General features: G+C 40.8%; 7 protein-coding genes. All 7 read right to left on the reverse strand.

Features of this window, described 5'->3' with window-relative positions:
• Positions 1-3 precede the first annotated feature (3 nt).
• The 7 genes from BUE31_RS25020 to BUE31_RS25050 all read right to left on the reverse strand — a co-directional run bounded on the left by BUE31_RS25020 (position 4) and on the right by BUE31_RS25050 (position 13,064).
• Entirely contained in the window at positions 4-1,461 is a 1,458-nt protein-coding gene (locus BUE31_RS25020) for a TolC family protein (protein ID WP_073406602.1), read from the reverse strand.
• 90 nt (positions 1,462-1,551) lie between these two features.
• Complete coding sequence (locus BUE31_RS25025; protein ID WP_234997904.1) at positions 1,552-2,835, reverse strand: efflux RND transporter periplasmic adaptor subunit; 1,284 nt, start codon at positions 2,833-2,835, stop codon at positions 1,552-1,554.
• Positions 2,836-3,033: 198 nt separating this feature from the next.
• Positions 3,034-4,473 (reverse strand): phytoene desaturase family protein, encoded by a 1,440-nt coding sequence (locus tag BUE31_RS25030; RefSeq protein ID WP_073406603.1) that lies wholly within the window; start codon positions 4,471-4,473, stop codon positions 3,034-3,036.
• Complete coding sequence (locus BUE31_RS25035; RefSeq protein ID WP_073406604.1) at positions 4,474-5,268, reverse strand: NIPSNAP family protein; 795 nt, start codon at positions 5,266-5,268, stop codon at positions 4,474-4,476. It lies immediately after the preceding gene.
• Between the two features lie 94 nt (positions 5,269-5,362).
• A complete protein-coding gene (locus BUE31_RS25040) occupies positions 5,363-9,526 on the reverse strand; it encodes a hybrid sensor histidine kinase/response regulator (protein ID WP_083620305.1) in 4,164 nt (1,387 codons plus the stop codon).
• A gap of 223 nt (positions 9,527-9,749) precedes the next feature.
• Complete coding sequence (locus BUE31_RS25045) at positions 9,750-12,206, reverse strand: glutaminase family protein (RefSeq protein ID WP_073406605.1); 2,457 nt, start codon at positions 12,204-12,206, stop codon at positions 9,750-9,752.
• 93 nt (positions 12,207-12,299) lie between these two features.
• Positions 12,300-13,064, reverse strand: a complete 765-nt coding sequence (locus BUE31_RS25050) for a 3-keto-disaccharide hydrolase (RefSeq protein ID WP_073406606.1) — start codon at positions 13,062-13,064, stop codon at positions 12,300-12,302.
• Positions 13,065-13,099: the final 35 nt, after the last annotated feature.

The raw sequence follows: 13,099 nt of genomic DNA on the forward strand, positions 1-13,099 counted from the left end.
ACCTCATTTATAGGTTATTTTTTCGTTTTTTTCAAAATCGTAGAGTGATAAGTAGCGCAATTGGTAATAGGCGCTCCAAAAATCACGGAGTGATTGTACATAATCCCGTTTGGCCTGGTCGTTTTCCTGGAAAGCGATGCTGAGATCGGTTATACTAAGGTCACCCAAAACATACCTTTCCCTTGCTATTTTATATTTTTCTGATGCTATGCTATCCGCTTCAGCTGTGAGGGCCAATTGATCTCTCATCACATTAAATAAAGAAACCTGCGTTACAATTTGTTGCTTAAACGTTTGCTTATCCTGCTCAACCGAATATTCGGTGAATTTTTGGTTTGCTTCTGCTGTTTTTATTTTTGCTTTTGACCGGCCCCAATCCAGCACAGGGATAGAAAATTGCAACTCGATCAATTGCTGATTCTGCGGCGACTTATAAACACCGGGAATATTTTTGGCAGAGTTTGAGGTACCAATATTTGCAGTTAAAGTTGCCGTTAAACCTGTTTGCCCATGAGCTAAGGCAACGTCACGCCTTGCTTCGGCAATACGTCGTATAAACGCTATAGCGTCTGACCGGTTTGAAAACGCTTCGGCCAAAACTTTGTCGGCTGTCACGGTCATCTGGCTTATTGTTTCAGGCACCTGCAATACAATTTTTTGAGCGCTCTCCTGCCCTATGTAACTGCGCAGGTTAAGCGTAGCTATTTCCATATCGCGCTTTGCGGTACCCACAGATTTTTTTGCATTTAGCTGCTCCAGCTGTAATTGCAGGATCTCGTTTTTTGATACTTTACCCAGGTTGAATTTTAAGTTGGCTATCTTCAGGATCTTTTGGGTATTTGTAAGGTTAGCTTCTGCGGTCTCTAAATTTACCTGTGCAAGCAGCAGATCAAAAAAGTAGCCGGTTACTGTTATAGAGATCTGCTCCTGCGCTTCAATATAAGCCTGCCTGCTTTCGTTATATAACAAAGGTTGGATCTTTTTATCCCATTTTAAGCTGTTAAACTGGCCCAGTGGCTGACTAAAGCCTATTGCATACGGAACACCATTATACAAAATGCTATTCCTATCGAAATCATCAAACCGCTGTAATTGGGTTTGGCCATAAATGGTAGCACCGGTTGCTGTAATGCTCTGGCTGAAGTTTAAGGTCAGCGATGAATTATCATAGTGAATTGGCTGGAACAGGATAGTGCCATCCGGCTGTACAACCGGGGTGCTTGTTTTGCTGTAACCGGGCAAATTGCCGTTTAATGATAGCTGAGGCTGATAATTTGACTTAAAGGTACGCCATTGCCAATACTTGGTTTCACGTGTGGTAACGGCCTGCTTTGCCGCAATAGAATTATCTTTCGCCATTGCCACCACGTCCTTTAAAGTTAGCAGGGTTGAATCAACCCCACTGCTGCAAAACGCCTTGAAGCTGATGGTTAAAAGTAATATTGTATATAGAATTCTCATTATTTCTGAACTAAGATTTTTAAGATTCGAGGATGATATAATTTTTTGCGCTTAACTAATCTCTGATTAACTAGCCTCTAATCTCTACCCTCAATTAATAGTGACCTCTTTTGAATTTTTATACTCGCTCATATCCGAATTGATCACCATATCACCCGGTTTTACGCCGTCTTTGATCTCCACAAAATCAAAATTTGTAAGGCCGATGTGCACAGTACGTCTTTCGGCTTTGCCGTTGTTTACTACAAAAATGTCCTGCAATTCAGGCCCTTTGAAAGCAGGGCCGTTTGCTACACGCATAATGTGGTTATGCGTGGCGGTTACCAGGTAAACATCCACCTTCATATTGGGGCGAAGCTGTTTATTATTACGCTCGTCCAGCTGAATATCAAAAGAGATAATGCTATTTTGAATTGATGGGGATACATTAACCACGTGCCCGCGCAGTTGTACTTCATTTATCAAAACAATAACGGGCAGCCCGGCATGCAATTGATCCATTGAATTATCTGAAATACTGCCCTGTACTTTAAAACTTCCCAAATCGGCAATCCGGGCCAGCGATTCGCCTTCCTTTATATTTGCGCCAATATTCCTGTTTACATAGGTTACTACGCCTGCCCGGGTTGCCACAATATTTGCCAGGTTCAGCTTGCGCTGCAAGGCATTTAAATCGCTGCTTAAAATATCGGCTGCAATTTCGGCCTCCTTTATTTCTATCTGCATGGTTTGCTGCTTATTTTTCACCTCGTTTTCAAGTTGCTTCTTTTCCAGTTGGGCAACTTTTAAATTCAACTCGGCTTGCTCAATACCTTCGCGGGTACCGCCACCGGCCTTAAATAAGCGTTTGGCATTTTCAACAGCATCGGCCAGGTTATCAATACGTAATTTTTTGATATCATTGTTCGATTGGATGTCATAGAAACTTTTGCTTAGATCAAGCTTCAGTTTTTTCACTTCATTCTGTTTTGATTCAAGTTGAAATTTCAGCTTCTCGAAATCTGTTTGAGTAGCAGATTTATCGAGCGTGAGGATTGACTGGCCCGCCTTTACCTTGTTACCGGCATCCATAATCACATTCTTTATAGATGCGTTTATCGGGCTGGTCAGGATCTCTTCAAACTCCGGTAAGACCTCGCCGGTGGCATTTAATGTATTTTCAATATTGCCTGTTTCAACTATCGCGGTTGTAATCTCCGATCTTTTTATAGATGATTTTAACGTTGCTCTGATAATCCATATCAAAGCAATAAGCATAGCTATAGCTGCTAATGCAATTGCAATTGTTTTTTTTCTTCTTTGCGAAGTAACTTCCTGTGTAATTTCTGTATCCATTATAGTACCTTGTATAGCATAGTTATTTGCAATAGCCATACCAAAGTTTAAATACTTATAATCAAGTATTTACATAATGTATAATTTCAAAAAGTGATCGATATCGGACAAAAAGTTTGAAAACGGACCGCGAATCGCAGATTTTAAATGATGATTAAACTGATTTAGCTGAGTTTTAAAGCACCATTAAAACCTATTTAGCCGGCAGTTAGGATCAGTGAAATCCGATAATCAGCTTTAATCCGTGATCCCGAAGGAGTCTTTCAATGCCCGCCTGGCTGCGTGATAACCACACATGCCATGCACTCCCCCGCCTGGCGGCGTGGATGATGAGCAGATATAAATTCCTTTTGCAGATGTTTTGTAAGGCGACCATCGCAATACAGGGCGCGTAAATAACTGACCAAGATCTATCACTCCGCCATTGATATCGCCGCCTATATAATTGGGATTATAATGTTCCATTTGGGCCGTATTCATTTTGTGCCTGGCCAGGATGGTATCCTTAAACCCGGGTGCAAAACGCTCTACCTGGTTCTCAATTATGGCCGCCATATCTTTTTTAGATCCATTAGGAACATGGCAATAGGCCCAGGCGGTGTGTTTGCCTTCCGGCGCCCGCGTGGGGTCAAATATACTTGGCTGGGCCAAAAGCACATATGGTTTTTCAGAGTGTTTACCTTGCCAGATCTGCTTTTCGCCATCGGTTATCTCCTCAAATGTATTGCCGATGTGGATTGTACCGGCTTTGTGGCAACCGGCGGCTTTAAACGGAATCTGGGCATCAAGCGCCCAGTCGATCTTAAAAACACCCATTCCATACCTGTAACGTTCCAGCTGCCATTTATATATTGATGAAAAACGATGCCCGGCAATTTTTAGCAATTGGCGTGGTGTTACATCAAACAAAACAGCATGCGCATATGGCAGTTGCTGTAATGAAGTTATCTGAGTGTTTGTTTCTATTTTACCGCCTATCGACAGAAAATATGATGCCAAAGCGTTCGCTATTTGATTTGATCCGCCTTTAGGAATTGGCCAGCCCTTTAAATGGCCGTTAGCCATTAAAACGAGTGCTATTGCCGAAGTTGCTAAATTACTTAAAGGCTGTATAGCGTGTGCTGCCATACCCGCAAATAAACCCCTTGCTTCAGGGGTTTCAAAACGTTTTACCAGATGAGCTGCGGATGTTAAAGCAGGCAATCCAAACCTTGCCATAGCCAGCGGATGTTTTGGATAATGTAACGGGCCTAAAATATCAGGTGCAATTGCAGGCCAGTCTTTTACTACCGGTTTTATTAATTTAACGTAGGCATTCTCGTCTGCTCCTAATAAACCGGCGGTTTCTTCAACAGAGCCTTTTAGGATGGCTGCAGTTCCATTATCAAAGGGATGGGCCGCAGCTACTTCGGGATAAATATATTCAAGGCCATGAGCGCTTAAAGGAAGTGTTTGAAAAAACGGAGATGCTATGGCAAGTGGATGAACAGCCGAGCAGATATCATGCATATAGCCCGACAAGGTAAGCCGCGCCGAACGTAAGCCGCCACCTATGGTTGACTTGCCTTCAATTAATAAAACTGATAATCCTTTTTGCTGCATTAAAATAGCAGCAGCCAAACCATTTGGTCCGGAACCAACTATAACAGCATCATAATCGCGTTTTTCAAGGTGCATTTAAAAGTCAGAGTAAGCAGTTGGGTGCAGGAACAAAATATCAGCCTTAGAAACATTGTTCTGGAACTCCTTTTTGGCCACCAATATTTTCCATTCCGGGTCATTTGAAAAAGTATCCCAATGTTTGTCTCTGTCCGCTTTATTATTAAAGGTGGTCATGTACATTAGGTTTGGCATGTGGCTGCCAGCTAAAACCTCGGCATAAAACACCGCATTAAAGCCAAGCCTCTTAAATAACGCCACTTCGTTGCCGTCGTTAAACATCTTTACCTTGTTAATATTATACTTTTCAGTTGCACTTTCATAACTGCGCAACTCATAAACTCTGTCAGTTTTATTACCTGTGAGCTCCGGAACTGCAGGCGACAGCATCTTAGGGAAAGCACTTAGTAAAATGGTTTCCATCCTGGTATATGGAGCTTCATTATGTGCGGCATCAATGTAATCTTTTCCATCAGTTAAATATTGCTGATCGGTAGCCAGTTGCTTATCGGTCTTTTTTATTTGCTCCCAGTTTTTATAAGGGATCAGAACATAAATACGCTTACCGGAAGTATCAGCCTCTACAGGCTTAAATACACCTACGTTTTTAATGCCTATCCTGTGCAAGGCTGGTAAATAAGCGTTCTGCAAATAATTATCTACCCGATCTGCCTGCGCCTGGGTTTTAATGTGATAAATTTTTAGCTGGTAATAATAGCTTTCTGCTGCACTGGCAGAACTGCTTGTGCAAATACAAGCCAAAAGAGCAAAAACAAATAAATAATGATACAGGAAGGCGTCAGTTGAGCGCATAAAATTTAATTTGGGTGAATTTACCTAATTTTATTATTAGAAAAGGCTCAAATTTAATTAAAGGGATTACAAACCGATAACTGTTAACTGCTAACTATTTACTTAGTATCTGCTTTCCCCATTTTTCCAAAACATCCATAATATCCCCTATTTTCATAGGTTTGCTTAAATAGTCATTCATACCTGCTTTTAGGCAATTTTCCCTGTCTTCGGGCATTGCGTTGGCTGTCATGGCAATAATAACCGGCTGATGTGCCAGGTGATCTCTTATAAAATGTGTAGCTTCCAGTCCGTCCATATCGGGCATCTGAACGTCCATCAACACCATATCGTACTTTTTAACAATTATCGCATTTAATGCTTCATGCCCGTTTGCAACCACATGCGGGTTATAACCCATTTTTGTTAAAATACGCACAGCCAGTTTTTGGTTAATTAAATTATCCTCGGCAATTAAAATTTCCAGGGGATATAATGTGGCAAACTCCTCTGAAAAAGTTGAGACAGCCTGGGGTTTTTTAATTATTTCGCCGGTTGCCTTTAGTTGTTCTGCAATGTGCTTATATAATATGTGGTGCCTTGTAGGTTTTGTTAATATGGCATTAAACAGGTGCGCTTCATTTTTGCTTTGCGCATTACCCATAGAACTTAATAAGATTATAGGTATTTCCGGAAATTTCTTTCTGATTTTTTTTGCCAGCTGCACCCCATCCATATCAGGCATGTTCATGTCGGATATGATGAGATCTATTACTTTTTTTGATGCGAGTACATTCAATGCCTCTGCACCCGATTCAGTTATCACCGGCAAAAATTTCCATTGCTCCAGCTGGCTCTTCAGGATCTCCCTGTTTGTGGCATTATCATCAATAACCAAAATAGCTTTCCCTTCAAGCTCCCTGATATTCAGATACACATAATTACGCTGATCATTAGTACCAGCCTTCGATTTAATAGAAAATGAAAATGTGGTGCCAATCCCAACTTCACTCACAACGTGTATTTCGCCCCCCATCAGGTTAACCAGTTTCTCGCTTATGGCCAAACCCAGGCCTGTGCCGCCATATTTACGCGTTGTACTTGAATCAACCTGTGAAAAAGCTTTGAACAATTTATTTAATTTATCAGCCGGAATGCCTATACCTGTATCGCGGACGCTAAAATGTAATAGCAGTTCATCAGCTTTAATATCATCCATCTTAACACTTACAAACACCTCCCCTTTATTGGTAAATTTCATTGCATTACTCACCAGGTTTATCAGGATCTGCCTGAGCCTTAGCTGATCGGCAATAATTTGTGGTGGTACATTATGATCTATCTGGTAAACCAAATCAATCTGCGACGCTTTTTCGGCGAACAAATCCAATACACTCTCTACACAATCCCGCAGGTCAAAGTCCTGATCTTCCAGCTCCATACTGCCCGATTCGATCTTTGAAAAATCAAGCACATCATTTATAATGGTCAATAATGATTCTCCGCAGGTTTTAATGGTTTCTGCATACTCGTCCTGTTCGGGTGTGAGCGATGTGCTTGACAATAACCCGGCCATGCCAATAACCCCATTCATAGGTGTACGGATCTCGTGGCTCATCATCGCCAGGAAACTACTTTTGGCTTTGTTAGCGTTTTCGGCTTCTTCCCGGGCCTTTTCAGCAGCCTCGCGCGATTCGCGCTCGTCAATTGTCATTTTTGCAAGGCTTTCCGTACGCTCCTGTACTTGCTTTTCGAGAATCTCCTTTTGTTTTTTGATGGATTGAACCCGTAATTTAAACAGGGTATAAATTGCGGCAACAATTAATACCAGTACCAATATTATAAACCACCAGGTTAACCAAAATGGCGGAACAATGGTAATGGTAAGCCCGGAGGTAACCGGCGACCATAGACCTGAACTGTTTTGATATTTTAATTTAAAGGTATAAGTACCGGGCGATAGGTTAGTGTATGAAGCAGTGTTTCTGTTGCCAACATAGTTCCATTCCTTATCAAAACCAGTTAATATGTAGGCATAATTTTTTTTATTTGCCAGGGTAAAATCAAGGGCGGCATATTCCATAGAAATTACCGATTGACTGTACGATAAAGTGATATTTTTTGTATCAGAAATGTCCTGTTTTAAAGGAGATGGGTCATTGCTATTTTTTGCTATAACCAGCGGTTTGTTAAAAACCTGGAATGATGTTATAATGATGGGTGAAAATCCTGCGGGCTTTAAGATCTGTTCAGGAGTAAAGGCGTTAAACCCGTTTATGCCACCAAAATACAATTTGCCTTCTTTACTTTTAAAGGCCGAATGCGATTTAAATTCATCGGCCTGCAAACCGTCCTCAACCGTGTAATTATTAAATTTATTGGTAGCCGGGTCATATTCAGAAAGCCCGTTATTGGTGCCGATCCAGATCTTCCCGTTGTTATCTTCCCGCACAGTATAAATAATATCACTTGGTAAGCCGTCTCTTTTAGTAAAGACTTTAAAATGCCTTGTTTTTGGTTCGAACAAATTAAGCCCCGCCAGCGTACTTAGCCATATGTTCCCTTTATGGTCTTCATAAAGATCTGGTACTGTGTTGTTACTTAAACTGTTGGCATTTTCATCATGCTGGAAGCGGATAAATGTGCCGGTGGCGCGGTCAAGCAAATTTAGCCCCCCATCGAAGGTGCCAATCCACAAGTTGCCTTGCCTATCCTCTAACAATGAATAAACCCGGTCGCTGCTTATGCTTCGCGGATCATTAACATCATATCTAAAGGCTTTAAAAGTATTGCTTTGTTTATCGTATACATCAAGTCCACCATTATAAGTACCTACCCAGGTCTTTTTATCGCGGGTATGGATAAGGGCATAAATATTATTGCCGCTTAAACTTTTGGGATTAGCCGGGTCATTTTTAAAATTTTTGAATACATTGGTTTTAGGATTAAAAACACTTACGCCATCAGCCCATGTGCCAAACCAAAAATCCCCATCGGCATCCTGGTCAACTGTTAATACATAATTACCGCAGATCCCATTTTTACCTAAAGGCTGTTGTTTGTAGTGTTTTACGGTGCCATTTTCCTGGTTAAACATATCCACCCCTCCGCCATCGGTACCTACCCACAGGTTTTTCTTTGCGTCCTCATACAGGTCGAGCACAAAATTATTCGATAAACTATTGGGGGATAAGCTGTGCCTGTAATGCGTAAAGCTTTTTGTACTTCTTTTTAAAAGGTTAATCCCTCCGCTAAACGCGCCTAACCACATATTGTTCAGCCTGTCTCTGCAAATAGTATAAATGCTATTTCCGTCAATACTATTCTTATCAATATCATCGTGTTCAAAATTGGTAAAGCGGTCTTTCCCAATATCAAGGATACTAACTCCTCCATTTTCGGTACCTACCCATAATTTACCGGTTTCGTCCATATTTATAGAATAAACAGCATCGCTTGATAGGCTGTTCAAATCCTTGTTATTATGCTGGTAACGGCGAAATGTTCCCCTTAAAGGATCAAACAGATTAACACCCTGATCATGAGTACCTATCCAGATCCGGTGATCCTTATCTTCAAAAATACAGTTAATGTTATCACTTGATATGGAGTTAGCTGCAACACTATACCTGTACTTAGAGAAAGAATTATTTTTCCGGTTAAACAGGTTTAAGCCACCTGATAATGTTCCAACCCATAAATTATGCCGCGAATCCTCAAATACAGCGCTTACATTATTATCGCTTATGCTGTTTGGATCGGATTCAGAGTGAACAAAATGCCTGAAGGAATTTGTTTTCGGATCAAGGCAATCAAGCCCTCCTTTTTGGGTGGCTATCCATATTTTACCGTACGAATCAAGCGCCAGCTTATTTGTAGCGTTGCTCGAAATGCTGTTAATGTTGTTGTTATTGTGAAGATACCTTACAAAGCGCCCCGTTTTTCGCTCAAACTTATTAAGGCCCGACAGGGTAGCAGCCCAAATGTTTCCGGCATTGTCTTCAATAATATCGGCAATTTGGTTGTTGCTGATCGTATTATCATCCTGGAAGCTGTGATTATATACAATGAATTTATACCCGTCGTACCTGTTTAAACCGTCACGGGTGCCGATCCACATAAAACCCCGGCTATCCTGCATGATACAGATAACATTGATCTGCGATAAACCTTCAGATGTACCTATATGCTCAAACTTAAGGCTCTGATTTTGTGAAAAGCCATTTGCCGTAACAAACAAGAAAAATATTAAAATAAAATATCTTAAAATACCTTTCATAAGCTACTGGTTTTCAAGCAATAACAATTGCGATATAAAAATAAGTAAAACAATGAGATAGAGGTGACTTTACTGTTGGTTTATAATAATTTCCTTATACGTGATTTAGCCGCTATATGTTTAATTATAAGATATAAAAAAACAGGGATGATAAATCAATATAATTTATCATCCCTGTTAATAAAATTTGCGATAAAGGGTATCGCTTCAATAAATTCAGTCCTTATTTAACCCATTGGGTTTCTAAAAGCTTCATAAAGTATCCGCCAACAACGCTGCGTGCCTGGAAACCAACCATCTTTCCATCTTTAGTTTCGTGCCAATCACTAAGCGGAACATGTGAAGGGGTTTCAGTTGCATATTTGTAAACCGGATCAACCAATGCTTTAAAATCCTTTTGATTATCAGCTAATGATGCCGTCCAAAGGATCCAGTCAGATTTTGTGTAAGTTTTGCGACTGTCCAACGGCAAGCCGAACTCATTTTGTTTGGTTAAGTAATAATCAATCTCTTTTTTATAAACCTGTGCGGGGAACAAATGCAAGCCTAATACCTTGTCCCAGATCAAATTATATTTTTGGCTCCAGGTATCTTTCTTCTCAAATACTAACGAATAGTGGTCGCCTGCATCAGCAAGTTTCTGCCACCTGTTTGCCATATCCAGGGCAATTGCTTTGTACTTTTGCGCAACAGCTTTTTGGCCAAGTTTATCGGCAAGGTCTGCATAGGCTCCTAAAGCAACGATTGCCTTTACCGATAAGTTTGCATTGCGTGCCAAATGCCCGGCAAAATCATCAGTACATAATTGATTACCGGGATCAAAACCGTTCTCGCTTAAATAATTTGCCCAAATGCTTAATGTTTTCCAATGCTTTTTGGCAAATGCGGTATTGCCCTGGGCCTTTGCAATAGCAGCGGTGAGAATTATCATGTTTCCTGATTCTTCAACCGGCATATTCTCATCATAAGTTTGCCCGTTTGCCAATGGGTAAGTTCCCAGGTCATGCGCTGCAAAATCATGCTTCCAGTCTTTACCCTCGCAATAAAAGAAGATGCCATTTAACATTCCTTCCAACAAGGTTGGGTTGTAGATGAGGTATAATGGCGCTGACGGATAGGTTACGTCAACCGTATTTATTGATCCATTGCTGAAATTCTCTTTCGATAAAAACAGAACGGTTCCCTGCGGGCTTTTCAGCAGCTGATGTGCTGCAATACTTTGGCGATAGCCTAATACACACAGATCGGCATAGTTTTTACCGCCAGCTTTAAGGGCAGCGCTGTACATGCTTCTATTAAATGCATCACACTTTTGCATTACCGATGTATAATCAGCAGCGGCAGTGGTTAATTCCTTTTCAATAGTTGCCCCGGTTGTTTTCCACCAAGGCTTTAAATTTTGTTTGAAGTATTGAACCGAATACAGGTCATCATACCCAAGTTCAACAAATTTTTCTTTTGCAACAGCACTAATGCTTCCAAAATCAAACACAGTGTTTAAAGCTAACTGGCGCCCTTTTGTTACGGCGCTGCTTGTTGCTGGACCGATAAAGGAATTTACCGCATCACCTTGCGAAGTTATGTATTGAGTTGCACCTACAGCATTTGGAACAGCCACGTACATATAACCCCAGTCGATCCGAAGATCGTCTCCTTTTTTCTGTAAAATGGGTTGCGCAACCGTACCTGCTTTAAGGATAGATAATGATTGCGTAAGATATTTTTGCGTGATTACCGCCTGCGATGGCGTGTTAACTGCAATGGAAGTTGAGGCGCCGAAAAACACCTTTACCTTATGATTTTTGCCATCGTTTGATTTTACTTTATAACTTATGTACGAAACAGGCCTTGAAAAAACATTAAGGTCATTCATTAACAACGGCGAGGTAAACGTAACCTTGAGGTCAATGCCAATGCATTCAAAATTATAGATGGTTTGCGTTGCATTTACCGTAACGTCTTTTTGTTTGGCAAGCAAGATCCCGGTGGCCTTTGCTTTAGGCTCATTAACAAGGCCGGCATCAAGCCATGCGCCCCCGGCTGTATTTGCACAATGAATTGCCAATATGTTTTTACCTTTAACCAGCTTTTCTTTAAACTTCTCCTTTAAAGGGATCATTTTAAAATCACTTGTCCATCCAACTGTATTATATATTTTTTCGCCATTTAAATAAACTTCTACATTGTCATCATGGTAAAGCTTTAAAAACAACCTGTCGATATTCAGGTCTGTAAGTGTAAAAGTTCTCCTTACCCAAATGTCTTTGCTTGTCCACAAGGTTTTAGCCTGCGTTTTATCATCAGTGAACGGGGCTGACCCTGTTTTCCATTTACTGTCATCAAATTTCGCATCCTCCCAATCCTTTGCAGGCTCAGTTTCAGTATACTGGCATTTGTAAGCTACTTCGTCCGAAGCGGGTAAAACTGTTGTATAAGCAGGCACATCTTTTCCAAGAAAACGGTAGATAGTATTATCCACCTTTATCATACCTATTAATGATTGGTCTTTACCCGTCCAGTGTCTTGTCGGATGCGCGTTTAAGCTATCCGTCATTGACCAGATACTGAAATAAGTATTATGCGTAATTAATGGATAAGCCGGGGCCTTTTTTACCTGTGCATTAACTAAATTACAGGCACACGCCAGCAGCAATAATGCTATCGTTAGTTTTTTGTTCATGATGTAGGGATAATATTTACGCCGGCCTCAATAATAACTCATAGCCGATGGTTCACAAATATAAACTATGAACCATCAACTATGAAGTAATTATTATAACTCTCTTACCCAGATGTTGCGGTAGCTTAGGGGCTCGCTTTTGTCGCCATGTGCCTGCAATTTAATAGAAGCAGGGCCATGTTTCTGGTATTCAGGCTTTCCGATGTATAGTGTCGGGCCTTTTAATTCAAAATTATTTTCAACCAGTACACCGTTAAAAAACACGGTTACTCTTGCGGTTGTTTTTACGGTACCGTCTTCATTAAATGTCGGAGCGGTCCAAATTACATCATAGGTTTGCCACTGGCCGGGCATTCTGCCTGGATTAGCCAAAGGAATAGCCTGTTTATAAATACTGCCCGCCATACCGTTAACATAAGTTTTGTTGTTGTATGAATCTAAAACCTGCAGCTCATAACCTGCGTCACCTTTACCTAAAGATGCTAAGAAAATACCGCTATTGCCTCTTGCCTGGCCTGATCCAGTTATGCTTGCAGGAACTTTCCATTCAACATGCAGCTGGTAATTAGTAAATTTTTGTTTGGTTTCAATGTTACCGTATTTTTTATTTACAGTAAGCACATCACCCTTAACATTCCATTTGGCATCTGATTGATCATCAGCCTGTACCCATTTATCAAGGCCTTTACCATCAAACAATATAATGGCATCAGATGGTGCATCCCTGAAAGAGCTTCCGGGTGTTACCACTTTTGGGATTGGTTCCCAAATCTCAGTGTCCTCGGGCTTTGCCTGCTGTGCATTCGCCATAAAAAAGCTTCCGGTTAATACTGCAGTAAATAGAAGTGAATATTTCATTTTATTTTAGTTGATTAAGTTGGATTGAGTTGATT

It is taken from the genome of Mucilaginibacter sp. OK098 (genome assembly GCF_900142915.1).
GTDB lineage: Bacteria > Bacteroidota > Bacteroidia > Sphingobacteriales > Sphingobacteriaceae > Mucilaginibacter.